At 69.1% G+C, this 22,388-nt stretch carries 19 protein-coding genes and 2 pseudogenes; 6 read left to right on the top strand and 15 right to left on the bottom strand.

Features of this window, described 5'->3' with window-relative positions; genetic code table 11:
• The first annotated feature begins 612 nt into the window (after positions 1-612).
• The 4 genes and pseudogenes from ACFYY7_RS37870 to ACFYY7_RS37885 all read left to right on the top strand — a co-directional run bounded on the left by ACFYY7_RS37870 (position 613) and on the right by ACFYY7_RS37885 (position 3,765).
• Positions 613-972, top strand: a complete 360-nt coding sequence (locus ACFYY7_RS37870) for a hypothetical protein (protein ID WP_388668592.1) — start codon at positions 613-615, stop codon at positions 970-972.
• A 1,198-nt stretch (positions 973-2,170) separates the two neighbouring features.
• Positions 2,171-2,442: pseudogene (locus tag ACFYY7_RS37875) on the top strand (IS256 family transposase); the annotation flags it as partial.
• Positions 2,443-2,513: 71 nt separating this feature from the next.
• The gene (locus ACFYY7_RS37880; RefSeq protein ID WP_388668595.1) at positions 2,514-3,494 is read left to right on the top strand and encodes a threonine/serine dehydratase; all 981 of its coding nucleotides are present in this window, start codon (positions 2,514-2,516) and stop codon (positions 3,492-3,494) included.
• 103 nt (positions 3,495-3,597) lie between these two features.
• Complete coding sequence (locus tag ACFYY7_RS37885; RefSeq protein WP_388668599.1) at positions 3,598-3,765, top strand: hypothetical protein; 168 nt, start codon at positions 3,598-3,600, stop codon at positions 3,763-3,765.
• A gap of 590 nt (positions 3,766-4,355) precedes the next feature.
• Here ACFYY7_RS37885 and ACFYY7_RS37890 read toward each other — a convergent pair.
• The 13 genes and pseudogenes from ACFYY7_RS37890 to ACFYY7_RS37950 form a co-directional block, all read right to left on the bottom strand.
• Positions 4,356-5,096, bottom strand: a complete 741-nt coding sequence (locus tag ACFYY7_RS37890; protein ID WP_388668602.1) for a class I SAM-dependent DNA methyltransferase — start codon at positions 5,094-5,096, stop codon at positions 4,356-4,358.
• A 126-nt stretch (positions 5,097-5,222) separates the two neighbouring features.
• Complete coding sequence (locus tag ACFYY7_RS37895; RefSeq protein ID WP_376624713.1) at positions 5,223-5,363, bottom strand: hypothetical protein; 141 nt, start codon at positions 5,361-5,363, stop codon at positions 5,223-5,225.
• Positions 5,360-5,656 (bottom strand): helix-turn-helix domain-containing protein, encoded by a 297-nt coding sequence (locus tag ACFYY7_RS37900; RefSeq protein WP_388668605.1) that lies wholly within the window; start codon positions 5,654-5,656, stop codon positions 5,360-5,362. Before ACFYY7_RS37900 ends, ACFYY7_RS37895 begins: the two co-directional genes overlap by 4 nt.
• Positions 5,657-5,768: 112 nt before the next feature.
• Positions 5,769-6,860, bottom strand: coding sequence for a hypothetical protein (locus ACFYY7_RS37905; RefSeq protein ID WP_388668608.1), 1,092 nt, complete (start codon positions 6,858-6,860; stop codon positions 5,769-5,771).
• 460 nt (positions 6,861-7,320) lie between these two features.
• Positions 7,321-7,464 (bottom strand): Imm21 family immunity protein, encoded by a 144-nt coding sequence (locus tag ACFYY7_RS37910; RefSeq protein ID WP_388668611.1) that lies wholly within the window; start codon positions 7,462-7,464, stop codon positions 7,321-7,323.
• 63 nt (positions 7,465-7,527) lie between these two features.
• The gene (locus ACFYY7_RS37915) at positions 7,528-7,932 is read right to left on the bottom strand and encodes a hypothetical protein (protein WP_388668614.1); all 405 of its coding nucleotides are present in this window, start codon (positions 7,930-7,932) and stop codon (positions 7,528-7,530) included.
• A 516-nt stretch (positions 7,933-8,448) separates the two neighbouring features.
• Positions 8,449-9,468, bottom strand: a complete 1,020-nt coding sequence (locus ACFYY7_RS37920; protein WP_388668617.1) for a hypothetical protein — start codon at positions 9,466-9,468, stop codon at positions 8,449-8,451.
• A gap of 260 nt (positions 9,469-9,728) precedes the next feature.
• Positions 9,729-9,839: pseudogene (locus ACFYY7_RS37925) on the bottom strand (IS5/IS1182 family transposase); the annotation flags it as partial.
• A gap of 692 nt (positions 9,840-10,531) precedes the next feature.
• The gene (locus tag ACFYY7_RS37930; protein ID WP_388668795.1) at positions 10,532-12,268 is read right to left on the bottom strand and encodes an Imm49 family immunity protein; all 1,737 of its coding nucleotides are present in this window, start codon (positions 12,266-12,268) and stop codon (positions 10,532-10,534) included.
• Between the two features lie 199 nt (positions 12,269-12,467).
• The gene (locus ACFYY7_RS37935; protein ID WP_388668620.1) at positions 12,468-13,193 is read right to left on the bottom strand and encodes a hypothetical protein; all 726 of its coding nucleotides are present in this window, start codon (positions 13,191-13,193) and stop codon (positions 12,468-12,470) included.
• A gap of 51 nt (positions 13,194-13,244) precedes the next feature.
• The gene (locus ACFYY7_RS37940) at positions 13,245-13,487 is read right to left on the bottom strand and encodes a hypothetical protein (protein ID WP_388668623.1); all 243 of its coding nucleotides are present in this window, start codon (positions 13,485-13,487) and stop codon (positions 13,245-13,247) included.
• A 626-nt stretch (positions 13,488-14,113) separates the two neighbouring features.
• On the bottom strand, positions 14,114-16,462 hold the full coding sequence (locus tag ACFYY7_RS37945) for an ABC transporter permease (protein ID WP_388668626.1): 2,349 nt from the start codon (positions 16,460-16,462) through the stop codon (positions 14,114-14,116).
• A complete protein-coding gene (locus ACFYY7_RS37950) occupies positions 16,459-17,193 on the bottom strand; it encodes an ABC transporter ATP-binding protein (RefSeq protein ID WP_388668628.1) in 735 nt (244 codons plus the stop codon). Before ACFYY7_RS37950 ends, ACFYY7_RS37945 begins: the two co-directional genes overlap by 4 nt.
• A 215-nt stretch (positions 17,194-17,408) precedes the next feature.
• Here ACFYY7_RS37950 and ACFYY7_RS37955 point away from each other — a divergent pair, with 215 nt between their 5' ends.
• Both ACFYY7_RS37955 and ACFYY7_RS37960 read left to right on the top strand, forming a co-directional pair.
• Complete coding sequence (locus tag ACFYY7_RS37955) at positions 17,409-18,725, top strand: sensor histidine kinase (RefSeq protein ID WP_388668631.1); 1,317 nt, start codon at positions 17,409-17,411, stop codon at positions 18,723-18,725.
• Positions 18,722-19,420 (top strand): response regulator, encoded by a 699-nt coding sequence (locus ACFYY7_RS37960; RefSeq protein WP_388668634.1) that lies wholly within the window; start codon positions 18,722-18,724, stop codon positions 19,418-19,420. Before ACFYY7_RS37955 ends, ACFYY7_RS37960 begins: the two co-directional genes overlap by 4 nt.
• Before the next feature lie 179 nt (positions 19,421-19,599).
• Here the strand turns inward: ACFYY7_RS37960 and ACFYY7_RS37965 are convergent, their stop codons facing one another.
• Both ACFYY7_RS37965 and ACFYY7_RS37970 read right to left on the bottom strand, forming a co-directional pair.
• Positions 19,600-19,836, bottom strand: coding sequence for a hypothetical protein (locus tag ACFYY7_RS37965; RefSeq protein ID WP_388668637.1), 237 nt, complete (start codon positions 19,834-19,836; stop codon positions 19,600-19,602).
• A gap of 849 nt (positions 19,837-20,685) precedes the next feature.
• Complete coding sequence (locus ACFYY7_RS37970) at positions 20,686-22,350, bottom strand: ADP-ribosyltransferase domain-containing protein (protein ID WP_388668640.1); 1,665 nt, start codon at positions 22,348-22,350, stop codon at positions 20,686-20,688.
• Positions 22,351-22,388: the final 38 nt, after the last annotated feature.

The raw sequence follows: 22,388 nt of genomic DNA on the forward strand, positions 1-22,388 counted from the left end.
CAGGCGTTTTATGCTGGACCGTGGCCCGCGACCGCGTCACACGTCATGGCGCATGACCATCCACAATCAAGATCTACTTTCGATACACGGCCTAGCGGCTCCCTTCGTCATCAGCGCCATGTCGGGCGACGCCCCGAAGGACAACAAGAGTCACAACGCTGCCGCCGGATACGACGGCCCCAGCACCTCCCCGTCCGGATACGTCCCCAGCGCCGAGCAGGACAACGGCAAGGCTCCCGGCGGCAAGGCGCCGGCTGACAAGAAAGGACCGGTTTCGAAGGTGCCCCCCGCGCCGGAGAACAACGCTGTCGCCGACTCGGCGGGCAAGAGCAAGGCAGCAGACGGACCGTCACCCGCCGGGAGCCACAAAGCATCCGCCAGGTCGGGGTCCGGCTCCAAGGCCGCCGGTGGGGGAGCGGCGGCCGGATCCACCGTCAAGTCCACCACCGTCCAGCAGCTCTCCGCCTACGCGGGCCCGCACTGCTCGGGCTCCGGAGATTCCTACAGCGAGCACGGATTCGTCCAAGGTCTCCAACGACGACGACCTGCGGACGACCGCGACCGGCGGGCTACTCGTCAAACGGCTGCAACGGCCGTTTCCGCTCGGTTCCGATGTCGGGGAACGGCAGCGACGCGGGCAACTATGCGACGTGGTCCTTCAGCGCCGGCTCCGTCACCTCGGGCTCCTGCCGCATCAGTGTGCACATTCCCAACTCCGGCGACATCCTGCACGTCGGCGGTGCCCCGTCCTACTACACCGTCCGCGCCGGGAGTAGTTCCTCCGGGGCGCAGCTGGCGAGCTTCACGATCGACCAGGTCGCCCACCACGGGCAGTGGGTGGCGGCCCCGAACGTCAGGATCAGTGGCGGGAAGCTGTCGGTCGTGCTGCACGACCGCGGCAAGGACTGGAACTCGCACGGCTCCACGGACGCGCACCACGCGGCGGACGCGGCCCATGTGAACTGCAGCTGACGCGGCGTACTTCCGGATCTGCACCTCACGCCGGTCGAGTCCGGGCCCGACAGTGCCTCCTGGGCTTCGGCCTGCTGTTGACGATGGACGACAGCAGGCCAGGGCATGCGGGCCGGAGGCTGTCGTCATCGGGCCCGCCGCCGGCCCCCGGACGGCTGGCCAGTGGGCCGACGTGCCGGAGCCATCCCCGTACCGGGCGAAAAGCTGCGGCACCCACGACCGCACCCGCCCACACCATCACGCCACAACAGCCGTACCGGCCGCCGGCCCAGGCACACCACCACGATCCCGGCGCGATCGGGAACGCCGAGACCGGAGTCAGGCCGAGCAGGCCGCACTCGTCGAGACGGCCGAGCACCTCCTCATGCAGCCGACCCCGGACACCGAATCTGGGGTATTGCCCACGTCCACGAAGGGATTCACATACGCGTTCACTCAAGACGAAAGCTGCGTTCGCTACGCCGACCATGTTCGGACCGGTCAACGCACCCAGGCCGGTGCCTCGGTTGCCCGATCGTTTTGGAGACCGATGAGGAGCGCTGTCGGAGTATGGGCGACGAGTATGACCGCCTGATGATGGAGCTGTTCACCAGCGCGATCGTCCTCGGTGAACCGGCGGTCGGCCTCCGGGCCGGACTCGTGTCCTGACTGCTCGGGCTTCGGGACGGAGCGATTTCTCCTCGGGTGTAGTGGTGCACAGCGCTCTGGGATGGCGTTCTGGATCGTGATCCGTTGCTCCGACCGATGCAACCAGTCTCACCTGGTCTCGCTGGTAGCGGGCACGGTCACGCAGGTCTTCGGGGGTGCCACTGTCTGCTGGAGGGCGAGTTCGGCGAGGCCGGAGACGTTCTGGTCGCCCGTGCGGCTGGTGCCTTTACAGAAACGATCAAACAGACGTCAACCCTACGCCTGCGGCAGCAGCGGGTTCGCCGGCTGCATCCCGTGCCCGGCGAGATAGAGCTTCAGAGCACATTGGTCCTCGGCCTCGACGAACACCTGCATCCCCCAGTGAGAGGTGAGACGGTGCGCGACGTCGGTCAGCCGCCGGCGCTGCTCCGGCGAGTACGCGGGAAACCGGACCCAGCCCCGATCGGCGAACTCGTTGCTGAGCTCATGGAAGAGTGCTGCCCGCGCGCGCTGCTCCTCCTCGTCGGTCAGTGATGTGGAACCGCCTTCCGCAGGCTGCCACCGGACGTTGTTCTACGACTTTCCGGCCGGGCACTCGATCCACCTGCGGACCACGAACCCGATCGAGTCGGCCTTCTCCGCGGTCCTCTGTACCAGGACACTCGCGGCGCCGGCAGCCCGGCCGAGGCGCTTGCGATGGTGTTCAAGCTCGTCGAGTTCGCCCAGGCCCGCTGGTGCGCGGTGACCCCACCCCACCTCGTCACCCTCGCCCTCGTCCGCGCCGGCGACGGCGTCGAGAGCGGTCACCTCGTCGAACGCCCCGAGGAGCCCGCCGCAGCGTGATGCACCTCAATCACCTGCAAATTATGACAGTTGCTCATGGAACAGCGCCGGTGACGCTAGGCTGCTGTGTCGTGCATGAGACGCGCCTCGACACCGCTCGGATCCAGGCGGCTCGCCGGGTGATCGACCCGATATTTCTCGACACTCCGCTGTACCGCTGCGAGGCACTGGAGTCCAGTCTCGGATGCACGGTGAGCATCAAGCTCGAAACGGCGAACCCGGTCCGCAGCTTCAAGGCCCGCGGCACCGAGGTATTCGCGAGCCTGCTCGCCGACAATGGCTCGCCGGCCGCGGTGTGCGCCAGCGCGGGCAACCTTGGCCAAGCCCTCGCCTGGTCCGGTCGCGGCCGGGGGCTCGACGTCACCGTCGTGGCATCCCGCTTTGCAACTGTGGCCAAGCTTGATCGCATCCGCGCGTTGGACGCCAGGCTGGAGCTGGTGGACGGCGACCACGAGACGGCGCGCGAGCGGGCGGCCGCCATCGCACGATACGACGGTATCCGGCTGCTCGAAGACAGCCTGGACATCGAGACCTGCGAAGGCGCGGCGACCATCGGTCTGGAACTGATGGACACCGCGCCGTCGTTCGACACCGTCCTGATTGCTCTCGGCGGCGGGGCGCTGGCCACCGGCGTGGGCCATGTGGTGAAGGCATTGGCACCCGAAGTCGAGGTGATCTGCGTCCAGCCGCTGGGGGCACCGGCGCTGACACACTCGTGGCACCAAGGACGTGTCGTCACTACCGACTCGACCAACACCATCGCCGACGGCGTAGCCGGCCGGCGTCCCATCCCGGCCGTCCTGGACGACCTCCTCCTGGTCGCTGACGACGCCGTCCTGGTCCAGGAGGCGTCGATCATCGCCGGTATGCGGGCGCTCCTCGACCACGCCGGCCTCGTCGTCGAACCGTCGGCCGCGCTCGGCATCGCGGCGCTCCTCGAAGACCGTGACCGCTTCGCCGGCCGACACGTAGTCACCATCGTGTGCGGCAGCAATGTCGACGTGGATTCCTACCACCGTTGGGTCGGTGCGGCTCCAATCCGCAGGTCTTGACAATTGCTCTGTCCGATGAGGTCCGGGGCGGAGGGGGGAGAGAGACCCCGGGCGGTCGGTCGGGCCTTGAAAGGTCGGCGGTGATCGCGAGGGGAGAACGCATATGAAACCACTGTCGGAAATGACCGAACGCGAGTACTTCGCCTGCGTCGGCCAACGGCCCGGCACGTTCGTCGGAAAGACCTTCCACCTGCTGGCCGCGTTCCTGACCGGCTATGACCAGCACGCCCTCCGGCATGGTGGATATGGGCTCACCGGCTGGCACGACTGACTGGCTCGTCGCCCGTCGCGGACGCGCCTGCAGCCACGCCTGGCCCGGCCAGGTCCTCCACGTAGCCTTCCCGAATGGCTGGGACGACATCTGGGACCTTCGGCCTGAGGACGAGCGGCACGCGATCAAGGTCCTGTGAACTCCTCGACGAGTTCACGGCTGAGCGCGAAGCAGTCCAGGGCGCACAGCTCTTGGACTGACCGGGACGACAGGAAGCACCACGTCTCAGTCGAGGTGAGGACCAGGCACGGAGGCCCTCGCCGCCCCGAGCGTTCGCGCCCGGGGCGACTCGTCATTTGGGGCGCCGTGCTGAGCGCGAGGTAGTTCCCCGCAAGACACCGACTGCCCGCCGGACCGGACCAGCACTGTCGGTTCGTCGTTGAGAACTCGGGAGACGAGCCGTCTCGGGCGATCGGGCCCGACCGCCCGGCGGCCAACCGCCTGATCCTCACCGGCACCCCGTCAGCCGGGTGTCACCGCCGCAGCATCGGCCTGGGAGGCAACGGTGCTCGGCATCAATGCCCTGCACTGATCCCCTGGTGCACTGACCTGCTGGCGACGCCTGAACTTCCGAGGCCCGGAGGCCGATCTCAGGCTGGCTTGCGCCACACGGAGATGTGCTTCGCGGAGTCCTGGGTGAACGGCGCTCCGTCCCAGTCCGCAACGCGACGCTCCAGCTCCAACCCGGCGATCCGTGCCATGAGGTCGAGCTCAGCCGGCCAGGCGTACCGGTGCCGGGAGTTGCTACGGCGGTAGCGGCCGTCGTCGCCTTCGCGGGTGAAGTGGTGCGAGACGAGAATCTGCTCGACCAGGTCGAAGGTATCGAAGCCGAGATGATGCTCGGAGACGTCGAACGGCACCGCGACCTGGCCAGGCGGCAGGAGCCGCAGCGGCGGTACACCCAGCTCGATGACGAATCGGCCGCCGGGCTCCAGATGACGTGCGGCGTTGCGGAAGCACTCGACCTGCTCGTCCTGCGTGAGCAGATTCGTGATGGTGTTGTAGACGAGATAGACCAGGTTGAACTCGCCGGGGACGACGGTGGAAGTCATGTCCCCGACGGCTACCGGGAGCGTGTCCTCGTCGATCTTGCGCCGCAGCACCGCTGCCATGTGCTCAGACAGTTCGATGCCCACTACCGGCACGCCACGTTCCCGGAGTGGGACGCCCACCCGTCCGGTCCCGATGGCGAACTCCAGTGCCCGGCCGTCTCCGGCGAGCTCAGCGAGGAAGGCGAGAGTCGGTCCGAGAACGGCGGCCGAGGACATCTCGGTCTCTTCAGCGTCGTAGCGGTCGGCGGTCGCGCGGGTCCACAGCTCACTGCTCGTCACGGACGGCCACTTTGCCGGGTGCCGAGGGGTGCTGTCGAGCGGATTTACCTTCCACCGGAGTCGATCACAGGTTCAGGGCGGGTCGGTACAGACCTCTCAGGAGCAGTCCGGACCGGCGACGCAAGGTCACGGCAGTGATGCGGTCGTCCTCCTCGGTGCAGCGTGCACGAATGAGCGCCTGAGGCCAGCCGGGATTTTCTTGTCGAGCTTGACGAAGAACTTCTTGAACTCCTCGGTGCGGTGGCGGCGGTGCAGGGAACCGATCACCTTGCCGGTTGCCTCCTCCTGGGCGGTGAACAGGGGATCTGCGACTTCTCGTCGACGCAGAACACCAAAGCTCTCTCAGACGGGTCCAGGCAGAGGCCGACGATGTCGTGGACCTTGTCGAGGTCACCCAGCCCGGCGATTCGATACTGCCCGAACCGGGCCCGCCAGCGGCCCACCGCATGGGGTGTGGACCCGAGTTGGGCGGCCACGTCCTTGTTCAAGGCACCTTGAGCGCAGGCCAGGACGATCCGACACCGCAGGGACCACGCCTGCGGTGTCGAACGGCGCCGCACCCCCCTCGAGATCGGCCCGCTCCTCGCCAGACAGCGTCAACTAGGCCTTCGGCAGCCGATCCGTGTCATAGGACAGGCCTGCAGATCTGAACGGAATTCCCGACTCAGAAGATTAGGAGCGGGTGGCGGTCGCGCAGCTGTTACCCGCGGCCGTCGTCCCGTTGCTGGTGTCGATGGGCTTGCTGCGGTCGTACGGATCGACCAGGCGGGCCTCGCCGGCGGGCTGCTCGTCGGCCGTGCCGAAAGGTGGCACGAAGTAGCCGGTCGGGGCGGAGCAGCCGCCGTTGGTCATGTCGAGCGCGTACGAGACAAGGGACATCGTGCCCGGTTCGGTGATGACTTTGGCCGGGTCGTCCCAACTCATCACCACCTGGCGTCGCACGATCGTACGGACGACCTCGGCGTTCTGTCCGTCGTCGCCCGCCGGGGTGACCGGGTACACGAAGGTGACGTCCGCCGATACCTCCACCGCCCCCTGTTTCCCTTCCCGGTACGTGAGACGGCCCCGTGTCTTGACCACGTCACCGACCAGCCGGGACTGCTCCGGCTTGAAACGGCTGAACAACAGCAGCGGGTCGGTTTTGTCAGCAGGCTCTGCCGAGGACAGGGCGGTACGGAGATACTCCTGGACGTCCTTCTGATGCGGGTTCAGCAGCGCGATCGCCTTCGTGGGCCGCTCGCCGTGCAGCACACGGGAGTCGAGCCCCGCGGCCACCAGAAAGTCCCTGCTCTGCCGCAGTGCCCGCTCGACCTGGGCGGCGTCCATCCAACCGGTCGCCTTGGCCGGTGGCACCGTGATCCCTGCCGCTCCGTCGGCCCAGCGGGCGGCAGGCGAACCCCGGAAGGGTTCGGCGAGGGTAGGGCGCAGATCCCGCTCGGCGCCGGGAGCCTTCCGCGGGCTTTCTGACTCGGCAGCCAGCGGCACCCCGTCCTGCCCGCCGTCGTCGCCACCGAACCAGCCGACCACCTGCTGTGGGAAGAGCGCCACGACAAGGAGTGCCAGGACTGCCACCAGCCCAGTCACGTACCAGCCTGTCCTGCGTCGGGGCCGGGCCGGCGAGTACGTACGCCAGCCTTCCGGCTGCCCGGAGCGGTCACGCAGCCGCCGCTCCACCTCACGGGCGCGCGCCGAAGGCTCCACAGGTGCCCCGGCCGCACCCGTCACCGATTCACGGAGGAACCGCTCCCACTCCTCTTCGGACACGGACGACCTGTCCTGCCCCCCCCAGCCCCGCTCACACCGCACTCCCTTGCTCGATTGCCGATGGCCCGGCCGTCTGATCAGTTGACTGTGCATCGGCCTGTCGAGAGCCGCCCGTATGATCGCATGAGCAAGCCGCCGACCTGCTAGGGCGGTTGGTGAAGGTGAACAGGAGCCGATCCGGCGGCCGGCGGCAGTGGTTCCAGCGCGGTAGAGGACACCGGTGTCGAGCTTATCGGCGCCGTTGAAATCGCCCGAGGCCGGCTTGCTGGGGGCGTGGGTGACGCCGCCAGACGTGTGCTCCAGACCTTTTTGGGTGTGCCGAAGCCGGTGGCGCCTGAGGTCGATCAGATCGTCAAGGAATCGAAAGGTCATCACTCACTCAGCGGAATCAGATGCTCGAATCACGATGCGAAGTTCGTGCATCACCGAGTCCACGCATCACTGTCTCGGCGTGGGGAACCTACTCGGCTGCTGCAAACAACTCGGCCTCCGAGTCCGCGGCCGGCCGCCGCACGAGGACCAGGTTTTCTGTAAGGAAGCATGTTCTCGCGGGTTCAACAGCCAGAACAAGCGCGGTGGCAGCTCCAGCGCCCAGGGTGATCACCAGCCGCTGATCTCCACGTGCATCGCCCGGAGCTCGTGTATCGCGGCCGGAAGATCGCAGTCCTCAGGATCGGCGATGGCGTCCTCCCAGTGAAAATACATCTGGTTTGACCGGGTCCAGGCCAGGAGGTCGACGATTCGTGTGAACGCCGATGGGGCGAACGACGGCCACCAGTTCCTGGTCGTCGCCTTCGAGATCTGCCGTGGTACGCAGCTTCCGCCCCGCCAGCAGCCGCAGCCAGGCCGCAGCCGCGTAGGCCGACTGGGACACGATGTGCCGCTCCGGGTCCTGGTCCTCGGAGTGGCACAAGCCCACCTCGGTCAACCGCTCATGAACCGCGTCGACGTCGACCGGCTGTCCCGAGGCAGCCTTGCGCAGCTGGCGAAGTGCCTGGTGGACTTCGTCGATGGTGGCGGCCCGCAGACAGGATGTGCGACGAATGCGGGCCCGCCCTGACCAGCTCTGCACCGTACGGGGTGACAGCGGGCTGGGCAGTGTGTCGGACCTGCGTACACATCGGGCGCCTCCGTTCCGTCCAGCGCCAGGCCGCCGAGCTCCTCGACGACTTCCGCACACCGCATACACCCACCGCGGCACCACCCCGCAGGCCGCCGCCACATACCCTCAGCCGCACACCAGACCGCACTCACCCCTGCCGGCGAAGCCCTGATCACCATCCGACTGCACCTCGTCCCGCCCCGTTCCAAGGGCGTTCCCAACGATGCCGTCGAACCGGACCGGGCCTTCGACGAGATCCGCGCCGCCCTGGAAGGGAGGACGCTCCGCGTGTGGTCGACCGACGACCTCGCCGGCCTCGGCACCGCCCTGCGCATCATCTGGATCGCGTATCCGATCCCCAGCGGCTACGGCTGCGGCCACGAACTCCTCCGGGTGACCACCGCCTGGTGCGGCGACATTGACCCGAAGACCAGCACTCACCGCCCGCGCATCGCTCCTGGCAGAGCTCGGCGACGCGGAGATGACCTAGCGGCCGAGGGCCTGTCGCACAGTCAGGTTGTAGTACTTTCGCAGCCGGTACAGTTCCCAGCACGACAACACCGTCACCGACACCGGAGCGCCGAGCAGGAACACGATCCGGGCAAGGACGGGAACCTCGGCGTTCTCGTTGTTGATCACATCAAGGGCGGCCATCACCCACACCAGCAAGGTGGCGAGGATCGGCGGCAGGACCTCGTGGATGTCGGCGGTGCGGAACACGTGCATGAGACAGAGCACGATCCCGTACAGGGCGAAGCCAAGCGACCACGCGCAGAGGGTGATGAGGACGACCATGCCGGGGGTCCCGATGGCGTCGCGGAAACCGGCGGTCTCCGGGTCGGGCGCGACGGCGAGGGGGAACGTCGCCATGGACCCCATCAGAGCCGCCACCGTCCCGAAGGACTTCAGGGAACGACGCAGGTAGAGCCCGCGCAGCGCACCCTGCGCGGCGAACGCGAACAGGGCGATCACGAACGGGAAGGCGCACACGAGGACGAGTGTGCTGATCCAGCTCTGGTCGAACTTGTCGCCCGCGATGGTCTCGACGTCCTCGGCGGTGTCGACCGGCTTGTACGACATGACCAGCACGAGCCAGGCGGTGATGCCGAGCCCGGTCCGCCACATCTGGATCTTGCGCACCGTCAGGTCCTCGACGGCATCCGGGCGCGAGGGGCGGAAGGCCCGCTGGGCGGCGTAGAACGGGTTGTAGACGCACTTGAGGATCTGCTGCCTGCGCGTCAGCAGCGGCCGGGGCGGGCGCGGGAACGGCGGCTGCGGGCCTCCGCCGTGCGGCTGTGGCGGGTACGGGCCCCAGTTCTGCGGCGGCCCCGGGTACCCCTGCGGCGGCACGGGCGCGGGCTGCGGCGGGTAGGGCCCCACGCCGGGACCGCCGGGGTACGGGGGGTGTCCGTAGGGCTGCCGGCCGGGACCTGGGACCGGCTGTCCACCGGAGCCGGGTCCGGGTCCGCCCGGCGGACCCCAGTAGCCATTGCCGTTCGTACTCATGCCGTGCACCCCCGATGTTCAGTCTGTGCCGTGCGCGCCACGGCTCGAACCGCCTGCTCGGCGCGCGGCGTGATCCTACCCATCGTGGAGGCCGAGAAGTGCACGTTCCGGGACCGGGCCGGGCACCGGTGGGTAACGACCTGGGGCGCGACAGAGAGCGGCTGCGTTCCTCCGGCAGACATGCTCTCCTGACCCTATGCGCCATGAACTGGGCAAAGCTCTTGGTGCTCCTCGCGGTCGCGGCGTTCTTCGGTTCGGGAGCCCTCATCCACGTCCTGGGCCGGTGCGAGAGGTGGCGAGTCATGGCAGCTCGCTCTGGCCAGGACCCGGCCCAGTGGGATTCCGTAACCGTCTGTCATTCCGGTGCTGCGCCGGGTCGGTGTTCGTGAACTCGACCGGGATGGCGAGACGGTTGGCGGGTGCGGGTGCGGGTGCGGGTGCGGGTGCAGGTGCGCAGGTTTGCGCAGCCAGGAGGATGGAGCCGGACCTGGTGCCGGCCAGGCCTCAGCACACGACCTCCAGCCGCAGGTTTTCGCACGCGACCTGTCGCCGCGGCGACAGGAGCTTTTCGGTTTGAGGTCCGCGTGGCCGGCTGCGAGAGTGCACAGCGGCTCGGCTGCGGGACCGAGAAGCGCCGCCCGGCCTTCGCCCGCGTACTGGTCGCGCTGCTCCTACGAGGCAGCCTCCGCAGTGCCGGTGGGGAACGCGGCGGCGGGGGTGAGCGGTGCGGCCGCCATTGCCGTGCCGGGGCTCGCGGGCCCTGGGAAATGTGGGCCACCCGCACGCCCGCCCAGCTCTCGCGCCCGGGCCGAGAGTGGGGACTTCGCCGCCGCGGCGGGCAGCCTTGGGCGGGCGGTTTCGCGGTGTCAGCCGGTTGGGAACGGTCGAGGGGGTGCCGGCAGACCGTCCGGGCGCTGACGCCGAGGGTTGGGCGAATCCCACGAAGGTGGTGTCGCGGGCCCGGCGAGGGGCTTCCTCGCCTGGACGATTTCGGCATGGGCTCCAGCGGGCCCCCGCCGCGGAGTTGAAGGGCAGGCTGGAGCGCTCTGTTGTGGACGCCTTCCTAGAAAGGTTCTGCGGCCCGGAGGAGGCTCTGCGGAAGGTAGGGGGATTTGACGCGGATTTCCCAGCCGCGACGGCGAGCGTGGCAGGCCAGGGCGAGGATGTCGAGGTTGATGAAGGCGTCCGGATCGTCGGCGCGGTCGGCGACCTGGTAGTAGTCGCGGTGGGCTTCGAGCGCGTCGGCCAGGGCCAGGTTGAAACTCTCCTCGTCGCCCTCCACGAGCTGCGACAGCAGCACGGTCGGCGGCATGGCGAAGCCCCAGTCCTTGGCCTTCTCGGCCTGCTGCAACGCCCGCTGCGCGGCCGCTTCGGGATCGGCACCCTTCAGGTAGGCGTGGAGGGCTTCGAGGTACGCGCTGAAGGCGGAGCCGTCCGGTTGTGCGAAGGCAGGACCGGTGAGGACCAGCGGGGCGAGGTCCTCGCGTGCGCCGGTGATGAGGGCGAAAGCAGTGGCCTTCTGCCAGTTGCCGGCGCCGGCCTTCTCGCCGCGCTCGGCCCGGTAGCGCAGTGCGCGGCCGTCGACGGTCACCTCGGCCTCGGTGCCCGGCTCCGCGAGGGCGATGCGGAACAGCGCCGCACCCGCCCGGGAGGCCAGCTTGAGGTTCGCGAGCTGGGCGTCCGTCACATGGCCGGAGCCCTCCGCGCGCCACTTGAAAAGTCGCTCCTGGTCGCTCATGACGCTGCTGAGCCGCCAGACGTCGAGGGGTTCTCCGTCGACGGCGGTGAACGCCTCCTGGACGTGCTTCTCGTACAGGGCCTCCACCTGCGGGGGCACCGTCCGCTCGCAGGCCGGCCGCTCCACCACCAGCGGGCCCGCGGCGAGCGCGGCGACCGCGTCCGACCGCCGGTTCCGGCCGAACCCCGCGACCCGCGGGCCTTGGGCCTCGAAGCCGGTGATCAGAGCGTGCGGGAGGTAATCGGTGCGGGCAGCCGGAACCCAGCCCAGTGTCCGGTAGGCGAGCGCGGCGAGGGCGATGGGAACAAGCGGTAGGAGAGAACTCGGAGAGGCCGAGGGGCCGTGCAGGGTGGCGTGCCCGGCCAGGAGGTCGGCCAGCGCGGCATCGAAGGCCTTCCGGTCCTCGGCGGCCAGGGCGCGCAGCGTGCGCAGCGCCACGCTGTCCGTCCGGTCCAGGAGGGGCTCACCGGTCTGCCCGGCGCGGGTACGGATGCGATCCAGGGCCGCGTCGATTGCGGCGATCTTGGCCTGTGCGCTCGGCGGGTACTCCTCGTCGTCGCCGGTGTCGTCCAGAACCACGGCCGTCAATCCTGTGGCGAGCTCGCCGAGGGGCGTTCCCTGTGCCTGCCCGGCGAACTTCCCCCGGGCGAAGGAGAATGCCTCGCCGTGCCACTTTGCTCTGTCCCTGAGGACCGACAGGCACAGTGCGTCGATCCACTCCCCGGGCGTGACGCTCTCCTCGGGAGCATCCTCGCCCGGTTCGTAGCTCATGCCGAAGTTCACGTAATCCAGGAAGACCTGGAAGCTGCAGTGCGGGTGGTATGCGGCGTAGGCGACGGCGCCGGCAGCGGCTTCGGAGGCGTCCTTGAGGACGGCCTCGGCCTCCGGGGTGTCGAGGTCGGGTATCTCGACGGAGAGGGCACCCAGGTAGTCGAGGAACTCGTCGGCGATTGACTGCCATTCGTAGGTGGCCATCCGGCCGGCCCGCGACATCGACCGCACCTGACCCCCGATCCGGTTGGTGAAGTCCTCGCGCGCTGCCGACACGACGGCCCCGCCCACCTGGTGACGCTCTATCCGCACTGTCCCGCTCCTTGATCGGTTCCTTGCGGACAGCCTAGGCACGGGCTCTGACAGTCAGCGGCTGCCGGGTACGGGGGCTCCACCCGGCCGGGCCGCTCCGAGGGGCTTGTGGCGGGTGCGCCGGCGGTGGAGCGCGCCGAACGCCGGCCGCCGTTCTCAAGGCGATCCACGCGTCGGCTTATCCCATGACCGGACGGTTGGCGGAGGTGTACTCGTCCGCGACGTTGAAAACGCTGGCACAGAGCGGGCATTCCGCACGTCCGAATAGATGAGAAATTCCGTCGGCGAGTACCGTCTGACCTGCGTGGACGGCCATCTCGAACATCCACCTGCCAGCTCCGGTCAGCTTCTCGGCGGCCAACGGCCGCAAATCCCTTCGTTCCACATCACCCAGGTTCCAGTCCTGCACCGCTGAGTACTTCCCGTAGTTGCCGATGGCGATCCTGACCCCGACCTCACAGTGCGGACACGCCAAGGGGTAGAAGTCATCCTCGAAGTCGCCAAGGACCACCGCCCAGTGGTACTCCTCCTCGACCGCGAGCAGGGCACGCAAGGACACGAGGAAGTCAGCCGGCCTCGACCGCAGGTGCCGACCCAGCACCTCGCGGAACTCCGCAATGGCGCCGGCACAATCCGCCAGGAGATCGTCGCAACTATGGTGCCCTGCTGCACGTTCGAGAATCTCCCCCGCCAGGTGCCGCGCCTTCGCGCTGCGCGGCGTGAGCCGCACCAGACGCGGCAGGGCAGCGAAACTGGCCGGGGACACCAAGTCATGCTCGAGAACGAGCCGCCATCCCAGTTCCTTCCACGCTGCTGGGTCGTCGTCATGCTCGACCTGCTCCAAGAGCTTCGGAACACGACCGACCTCAAACCAGCAATCATGCATATCCACCCAGGTGACCACTCCGGCATTGAACCTTGCCCAGGTGGTCAGGGGCGATTCCGTGGTTGCGGGCTAGTCGTGATGCATCCCCGAGCGACCCGTCGGACAGGCCTGGTCGGTGCCGACGGGCTCCGCATGGTCAAGGGAGTTGTCAAGTCGCCCCCTGTGGAGTGCGCCGCTGTCGAGCCGCTCAGACTCGATGTACGCGACACCGTCTTTCGTGAACACCCCGGTCACCCGGAACTCGTGGTCGTGTTGCGGAGCGTCTGGATACCGGAAGGCCCAGACGGAGCCGATCCTGGGATACGCGGTCACGTTGCCCAGTCTGTCACTGCCAGGGCGGTACGCGAGGCCGGCACTTCCAGCGGGGCACAGCCACTCGTGCGGCGATGGGAATGGTTACCCCGAGACGTACCGCGCGCTTGTCGAACCTGGTTGCCACCGCCCGGTTCCCCTTCAACCTGGCCGATCTGGCCGAGGCTGGTCTTTGTGATGCGTTCGCTGCCGTCGATGATTGCGGTGATCGCGGCCTGGCGGATCGACCGGGCAGCACTTCCGCTCCGGCCCGCGCTGCGCTGATGAAGGCAGGAGGCGTGGCGAGGGAAGGTCCCTGCCTGGTGTGTGCGGAGATCGAGCGCGGCTTCCACCGCCGTGATCCGTACTTCGAACGGCTCGTGCTTCCCGAGCCCCGCCGGGATGGTGGCACATGGGGCCATACCTCGGCGGGGCCCGCCCCGTACCAGTCGGTTGTGGGCGTGCGGGAGGAACCGCAGGGCGAATTCCGGACGGCCGCACGAGTCCTTCCCGCATGTCGATGGCCAGCAGCGCCACTTGTCCGGGACGTACGCCCGGCCACACCCGGTAACCGACCGATCTGCACCGCTCCATGCGGAGCAGATCGGTCGGCACGAGTTCTGAACCCGAGTTCTGAACCCGACCCCTTACTCGCTGCGCAGAGCCGTGGCGGTTCGGGCCCTGGCGGCCCAGCCGGCGGGCAGGAGCGCACCCAGGGTGGCGATGAGCAGGCCGCCCAGCGCGAGCGGGAGCAGTTCCGCCACGTGGTAGACGGCGATGACGGACGCGGGGAAGCGGAGCCGCGCGCTGTCGCCCATCGCAGGGATGACCCAACTGTGCAGGACCACGCCGAGCGGCACGCCCAGAGCACCCGCGACCAGTCCGGTCACGACGACCGAGGTGATGACCATGGCGATGGTCTGCCAGGGGGTCATGCCGAGCGCCTTGTGGACACCGATCTCCCGGATGCGCTCGCGGGTATCGAGCAGCACGCCGTTCAGCACGCCGAGTGCGGCGATGGCAATGAGCATCAGCGTGAGGATCATGGACAGCGTGTTGAGCGTGACGACCATGTCGCCGCCGGCGTGGAGCCCGCCGGTCCGAGCGGTGGCTCCCAGCGGTTCCAGGCCTCTGTTCAGCGCGTCGACGTAGCGGGTCACGTCGGTGCCTGAAATGACCGTGATGTGATGGCTCGTCTCCGTCAGGTCGGGATGCGCGGCCGCGAGGTTCGAGGCGTCGGTGAAGACCTGCATGCCGTCGTGACGAGGGTCGAGGACCTCACCGACGATCTGGACCGTGACCGGCTCGGCCATGCCGTTCAGCGTTACGGAATCGCCGATGCGGGTGCCGGTGGCGGCCAGAAGAGCGGTCGGGACCACAGCCTCGCCGGGCCTGTCGATCCAGCGGCCCGAGACCATCGTGTAGCCGCCCCAGGAAGCGTCGCCGGTGAAGGCGATCACGTCGATGGTGCCGGCCAGGCCGGACACGGTCGCCCGTACCGTCGCCGCGCTGTAGTACTTCCCGGTTCCGGCGGCGGCCCCGATGGTCGCGGCGACCTCAGCGGGATCGGCCTCGGGCTGCTTCCCGGCACCAGGGCCTTGGGGTCCGAAGTCCGGCAGGGGCGCGGGCACGACGACATCGGCGGCGTCGTGGGCCTTGGCCTTCATCACCTGGCCGAGCGAGGCGCCCATCCCCACGGTGAACGTGACGGCGATGGTGCCGAACAGAATCGCCGTGCCCATGGCCAACGCACGGGCGGGCCGCGCGAAGGGCCGGGCCAGGCCCAGGGCGACCGGCTGCGGCAACAGCAGCCGTCCGGCCAGGCGGGCCGCCCACCGGCCGCGCCCCGCCGAGGCGGTACGCCCGACAGCGAGCGCATCGACCGTACGCAGCCGGCCCGCCCGCCGGGCACTCGCCCACGCGGTCGCCGACACCAGGCCGAGCGCCCCGGCGATCACCACCAGGTCGACCCAGGGGACGACGGTCAGGGACGAGGTGCCGTAGACCTCCCCGGTCTCGGCCAGTACGGGGACGGCGAGCAGGTGGCCGGCGAGGACACCGACGGACGTGCCGACAGCCGCCGGGATCAGCGCCTGGCCCACGTAGGCCCGCACGACCTGGGCAGGGGTGAAGCCGACGGCCTTGAGGATGCCGATGCGGCGCGTTCCCCTGCCCACGGCCGACGCGACGACATTGCCGACGATGAGCACCGACATGACCAGGCCCAGGGCACCGAACGCGATGAGGAACGGGACATAGAGGGCGGTGTCGCGCGCGGCACTCTTCTGGACCGTGAGCCAGGACTGTTCGCCGACGAGCGCTCGATGCGGCAGGGAGCGCGTCACGGCCCTGCCGCCCGCGGTGATCTGCGCGGCGGTGCCCGCATCGGTGAAGCGGTAGAGCATCTGATAGCCGCCGCTGCCGGGCGCGGTGAGCGCCGGCATCTGGGACGGAACCACCCAGGCGTCCGCGGTCTGCGTGACCGAGCGGGCCACACCGACCACCGTCAGCGTCGGACCGCCGGACGGCTGGGAGAAAGCGAGCTCCATGCCCATGGTCGGGATGAGCGAGGAATCGGCGGACAGCACGATCTCGCCGGAGTGCGTGGGCCACCGTCCTTCGAGCAGTGTCACCTCGTCCACATCCCGGCCGGGATCGCCCCGCCCGACCACGGTCATCGGCCAGCCCGGGCTCGCCCCGTCCGACCGCGGGGTGACCGTCGCCGTACGGAACGGCCCGGCCGCACTGCTCACCTCCTCGGCATGTCCGGACTTTGACAGCTGCCCGGCACCCACCTCGCCCGCGTCGAACTGCACGGACAGATGCGCCCCGTGCCGCTTGGCAAAGGCGTCGTCGAAGGGGGCGCCGGACACCACGAGCAGCGAGCCGCCGAGGACGGAGGCGGCCACCGCCATCATCGTGGCGAGCCCGATCGCCAGCGTCTGCACCCGGCGTCGCCCCACCCCCGAGCGCACCACCTTGCCGAGCACGCTCATCGGACGGCCTCCGAGGAGGCGGCTTCCGAGGTGGTGGCTTCTGCGGCGGCCTGGAACCGGATGTCTTCGGTGATCCGGCCGTCGGCGATCCGGACCGTACGGTTCGTGCAGGACCGGGCCAGAGCCAGGTCGTGGGTGACCACGACGACGGTCTGGCCTTCCGCATTGAGGTCGGTGAGCAGCCTGCTGACGTCTTCTCCGGCGGCCGTGTCCAGGGCCCCGGTCGGCTCGTCGGCCAGGAGCAGAGCCGGCCGGTTCATCAACGCGCGGGCCACTGCGACGCGCTGCCGCTCGCCGCCCGACAGCCGCCCCGGGTAGGCGCGGGCGTGCCGGTCGACGCCCAGCAGCTGAAGGAGTTCCGCCGCCCGGCTGCCTGCCTCGCCGCGCGCCATACCCGCCAGACGCGCGGGCAGTACGACATTGTCGGTGACGGTCAGATCGTCGAGCAGGTTGAAGAACTGGAAGACCATCCCGATCCTGGACCGCCGGTAGAGCGCCGATCCGGCCTCGCTCAACTGGTCCACCCGCACGCCATCCACAGTGATGGTCCCCGCATCGGGCCGGTCCAGGCCCGCGATCAGATTGAGCAGCGTGGACTTGCCGCTGCCGGAAGGGCCCAGGATCGCTACGGCCTCTCCGGGCTGCACAGTCAGCGACACCCCGTGCAGAGCAGGCGGACCGTCGTCGTATCGGCGGTTCACCTCGCGCAGTTCGATCACCGGCATGGTCATGAAAGGCTCCTTCGGTACAGGCAGTTGGCTGCGTGAACGCTAGGAGCGAGCCGGGCTCGCACGCGTCGCCCGCCCGAACCCATTGCGGTACCACGTCGGGATGAGCCCGCAACAGCGTCATCCCTGCGATGTAGGCAGGTGATGTATCCGGGGCGGTGGCAATGACCACCAGGACGGACTCCGCAGGTCCACGCCGCGGCGACAATGAGCCGGTGATGAACGTACGCACCGAGGTGGAGCGGCTGCGGGATCTCGTCCGCCGCACTCTCCGCGACGCCAGGCTTCCGAGCGGTCCACCGCTGCGCCCCACCCGGCGCGCCTGGCAGTTCGACGTGCTGGTGGCGCTGGCACTGGGAATCATCACCATCTACTACGGCATCGACAACGTCGGCAACGTAGTGGTGCGCGAGATCGCACCCGGCGTGGAGCGCGTCGTGCCGCGCCCGTCCGGCCTCGGCGGCATGGCCTTCATGGTGACCCTCGCGAGCATCGCCTCGGGTGCCCTGGCGCTGCGTCGCCGCTACCCGCTCGCCGTGCTGTGCATCGTGACCGCCGCGACACTGGCGACACCGCAGAGCGTCCTGCGGCTGACCTTCTACGCGTTCGTCATCGCCGTCTACAGCGCCGCCGTCTACAGCCCGTACCGGGTGGCGACCCTGGCGGCGCTGCCGGTGTCGGTCGTCCTGGTCGGCACCGCGGGGAACTCGGTGACACCGATCGTCCCCAACGAGTACATCGCGTTGCTGATCCTGGCCCCGATGGCCGTCGCCGCCGTCGGCCTGCGTACCTGGAAACTCCGAACCGACGAGGGCCGCAGCCGGCTCTCCGCCCTGGAACACGAACAGGCTGAGGCGCTGCGCCGGGCCGTCGAGCACGAGCGGGCCAGGATCGCCCGCGAACTGCACGACGTCGTCACGCACAACGTCAGCGTGATGGTCATCCAGGCGGGCGCCGCCCGAACGATCATGAAAACCTCACCCGAGCAGGCCGCCGAGGCGCTGCTCGCCGTCGAAGCGGGCGGCCGGGCGGCCATGACCGAGCTACGCCACGTCATGGGACTGCTCACCATGGCCGACGAGTACGGGGACGAGGAGCCGGACGCAGGCGCAGACCTGGCGGGTACGGCGGCGGAGCTGACCCCACAGCCCGGCCTGGATCAGCTGGAGACACTGGTCGGACGGGTCCGGGACACCGGACTGCCCGTCGAGCTGACCGTGACCGGCCTGCCCCGTTCTCTCCCGCCCGGCCTCGAACTCGCCGCCTACCGTGTGGTCCAGGAAGCCCTCACCAACACCGTGAAGCACGCGTCCGGCGCCACCGCCGCCGTGACCGTCGAGTACGGCCCGGAACAGCTCCGGGTGGAAGTCACCGACGCCGGGGGACACCCGGGCGAGGGTGCGAACGCCGGAAGCGGCCGGGGCCTGATCGGCCTCCGCGAGCGTCTCGCTGTCTATGACGGAACCCTGAACACCGGCCGGCGCCTGACCGGCGGCTACCGTGTGGAGGCCCTGATCCCCTTGGAGACACTGTGACTGATCCGCTGCGTGTGCTTCTCGCTGACGACCAGACCCTGGTCCGCACGGGATTCCGGCTGATCCTCGGCGCCGCCGGCTTCGACGTCGTCGCCGAGGCGACCAACGGAACCGAAGCGGTCGAAGCGGTCCGCCGCACACGTCCCGACGTGGTCCTGATGGACATCCGGATGCCCGAGATGGACGGCCTGGAAGCCACCCGCCGCATCCTCACCGACGCCCCTGACGAACCCCGCGTGATCATCCTGACCACCTTCGACCTCGACCGGTACGTCTACGCGGCGTTGTCCGCCGGGGCCAGCGGCTTCCTCCTGAAGGATGTCACCCCCGAGCAACTGACCGCGGCTGTTCGCACGGTCCGCGCCGGCGACGCTCTCCTCGCGCCCACCATCACCCGACGCCTCGTGCAACGGTTCACCCAGCACGGCAGTGACATCGCCGCCCTCCACCGCGACCTCGCCTCACTCACCCCGCGCGAACTGGAGGTCTTCGGCCTGCTGGCCCGAGGACTGAGCAACGCCGAACTCGCCACCCGCCTCCACCTCGCCGAGGCGACCGTCAAGACGCACGTCGCCCGTATCCTCGCCAAGCTCGGACTCCGCGACCGTGTGCAGGCCGTCATCGTCGCCTACGAGACAGGACTGGTCAGCGTGGGCGCCCGCGAGGCCGCCCAACAGCCCACCGAGCAGACGTAGACCCGAAGCCGAAATACTGGATCAGCGCCCCTTGAAGCACCTGTGCCCCGCAAGCGAGCAGAACTTCGCGGCAATCCCTGAGCGAGTGACTGCGTGAGTCCGTCGAGAACCTCGGCAGAAGCACTGCCGGTGTCGGGCGGCTGGGCTGCAAGCTGGTAGCTGATGGTGCTTCGGCAGGGTCAGGGGCGCCCGCGATCACCATTTCCGGTATCGGGCCCAGCCACCCTTGTTGTGCCTACCTGGCCGGCGTGGGATGACGTCGCCAAGAGCGCCGTCCCGTCCCTGCCGTCCTCGCCGACCAGATCCGTTCCGTCGGCGAACAGCTCGATGCCCTGATCCGGGCGAGTAAACCGATGGCCGCCCCGGCCGCGGCCGATCAGGACCAGGTGATCGACGATGCGTGCCGCCTCGCTCATCAGGTGACTGGAAATCAGGACGGTGCGCCCCTCGGCCGCCAGGCCCCGAAGAAGGCGCCGGATCCACAGACTCCCTCCGCACCGAGCCCGTTGACCGGCTCGTCGAGCACCACGACTGGCCGGATACCCGAGCAACGCCGCGGTGATTCCCGGCCGTTGGGCCGTACCCAGCGAGAACGTCCCCATCCGTCGGCGCGGCGCCCGCCAGCCCGGCCGGCTAGATCACCCCATGCACGCAGCGTGCCGGGATCCGGTTGCTTCGAGCCAGGCACCGCAGATGGTTCAGTGCGGTGCGGCCGGGGTGCACGGCCCCGGTGTCGAGCAGAGCGCCCACCGTACGCAGCGGATCGCGCGAGCGGCAGCCAGCCTCTCTCGGCCCGGTCCCCGGCGCTGTCGCACTTCCTGAACTCGTCGGGCAGGCAGGTCCGCCCACCGGGCCAGTTGCTGCCAACATGACAGTGCCCACCTTCGGTGAGAAGCCGTGGGTGGCGAGGTCGTGGAGCACGCCGGTGTCGGTGACCTGTCCGGGGCAGGGATGGCTTCGGCGGCGGGAGACCCATGAGCACATGTACTGACAAGCCGTCAGGCACTCCGTTCCCCTTCCAGGGATGTGGAACGCCGTCGGCCCATCGGGTACTGCTTGGCGGCCACACTCGGAAGCAGTACTCCGCCTGTGGGCCCGTACACCGCCGTGTACGGGCCCACAGGCCTGTGCCAGAACACCTATCGTCTGCGCAGCACGCCGTCTTCCGAGATGTCGCGCCGGATATCGAGGAAGTCGGCGTCGGCGAGGTTCATGCCCGTCGCGAACGCGGCCGGCAGCCCGGGAGTATGCCTGGCCCGGGGACGTCATGACACTTGGCCGGCCCCCTCCAGCTCGGTCAGCCGTACGGTGCACAGACCCCCACGCTCGGCCTTCACCTCCGTCACCTTCAGCTGCGTCCCCGGCGCGAGGATGTACTCCTCCTCACCCGTGAACGCGGAGAACCGCCGGATCCCCACCGCCCGCGCGGGTGTCACCTCGAAGAGTGTCCGCCGGCCACGCCCGCCGAGGAACGCGCGTGCCACACCCAGCTCGGACGTGCACGACGACACGCCCCACCACGTCACCGTCCGCCCCAGCGGGTACTGGGACCGCAGATCCAGCGCCACACCACGCCACAGCGGCCGCGTCTGCGCCGGCAACGCCTCTATCGCCGAGAACAGCAACCGCAGGTACGGGAGGTACGGCACCACGCGCTCGCGGTCCGACGAGCGCAGCACGGCATTGATCTCGCGGTAGAAGCCCGACTCGCACGTGTACAGGTAGAGGGCCGAGATCGCGTCGGCCGACATGGCGCCCGCGGCCTCCCCGGACAGCGCGCCCGCGGACGCCGCCTCCGCGGCCTTCGTCTCCCCGAAACGACTCGACAGATCGATGTGCCGGTCCAGGTGCGCGAGCACCCGCGAGACCGGCTCGACGGCCTTCCGGAAGTCCATCAGCGGCGTGTCGAACACCCCGGTGACGGGAGGCAGGACGAGGCCCTCGTCCTTGACGCTGGTGAGCCGCTCCAGATACAGCTGGTGCAACTCCATCGTGGACGCGATGAACGCCCCCATCCGCTGCGCGACACCACCGTCCGCCGACTCGCCGGCCCCGCCCGTCCCCTGGTCCCAGCCCTTCTGCGGCAGCCAGTCGACCGGCTCGGCCCCCACCGCCGCCAAGGCGTCGTTCACCTGGGCGAAGTGGTCGCCCTCGCAGAACAGATCCCCCTGCGCGGCCGGATTGGCGTGGTCCAGGTGACGGACCTGCACCCCCGGGTACTTCTTCTCCAGCCGCTGGACGACCCTCTTCAGACTCCGGGCGTGCGCGCCCCACCAGGCGAACACCACCCCCCGGTCGTCCTCCTCCACCGCGTCCTGCTTCGCCCGGAGGATCTCCTCGATGATCTGCTCAGCCACGGGCCGCCAGAACGACGTGTGCCGATCGGTTGCCATCGCCCCGTCCGCACTCGCCGTGAGGGACGCGTTCAGCAGCAGCACACCCTGGGTGAGCATCGCCTGGAACCACTCGGGCGGCTGAACCGTGCCCTCCTTCTTCAGCAGGGCGCGGACATCGGCGATCGGGGTCTTCTTGACGATGCCGTACTTCCACATCGCGGCCGCCTTTATGAGACAGCGGATGCTGACGACCCGGCCGAACTGACTGTCCTTCCAGTCGTTGAAGGTGTTGTCGAACATCGCGATGCCGGTCGCGCTCTCCGCCCGCGGATAGGGGTTCTGCCCGAAGACGACCACCTTCCACTTCTCCGGCGGATGCGGCTTCAACGCCTGGAACGTCAGCTCGCGCACCGGAACGACCTCCGGGCTGCGCTTCGGACCGATGAAGTCGGCGGCTCCCGGCTGCGCCTCGATCAACGGTCCGAGCAGCGGCAGCCACGGCTCGCCGCCACCGGTGAACAGGTCGGCCAGCCCCAGCGGATCCCCGGCCGGGGATCCGGCATCGCCCGCGGCCGTCACGTCGACATCACTCACGAGGGTGCAACTCCCGATACTCGAACCGGAAGCCTCCA

Origin of the sequence: Streptomyces sp. NPDC001933 (assembly GCF_042890955.1) — a bacterium.
In the GTDB taxonomy this organism is placed as follows: domain Bacteria; phylum Actinomycetota; class Actinomycetes; order Streptomycetales; family Streptomycetaceae; genus Streptomyces.

Excerpts from the sequence above, each read along its gene's own strand:
- ACFYY7_RS37870 (WP_388668592.1), top strand. The coding sequence starts at position 613 with ATGTCGGGGAACGGCAGCGACGCGGGCAACTATGCGACGTGGTCCTTC.
- ACFYY7_RS37885 (WP_388668599.1), top strand. The coding sequence starts at position 3,598 with ATGAAACCACTGTCGGAAATGACCGAACGCGAGTACTTCGCCTGCGTC.
- ACFYY7_RS37920 (WP_388668617.1), bottom strand. The coding sequence starts at position 9,468 with ATGAGTACGAACGGCAATGGCTACTGGGGTCCGCCGGGCGGACCCGGA.
- ACFYY7_RS37945 (WP_388668626.1), bottom strand. The coding sequence starts at position 16,462 with ATGAGCGTGCTCGGCAAGGTGGTGCGCTCGGGGGTGGGGCGACGCCGG.
- ACFYY7_RS37950 (WP_388668628.1), bottom strand. The coding sequence starts at position 17,193 with ATGACCATGCCGGTGATCGAACTGCGCGAGGTGAACCGCCGATACGAC.
- ACFYY7_RS37955 (WP_388668631.1), top strand. The coding sequence starts at position 17,409 with ATGAACGTACGCACCGAGGTGGAGCGGCTGCGGGATCTCGTCCGCCGC.
- ACFYY7_RS37965 (WP_388668637.1), bottom strand. The coding sequence starts at position 19,836 with ATGAGCGAGGCGGCACGCATCGTCGATCACCTGGTCCTGATCGGCCGC.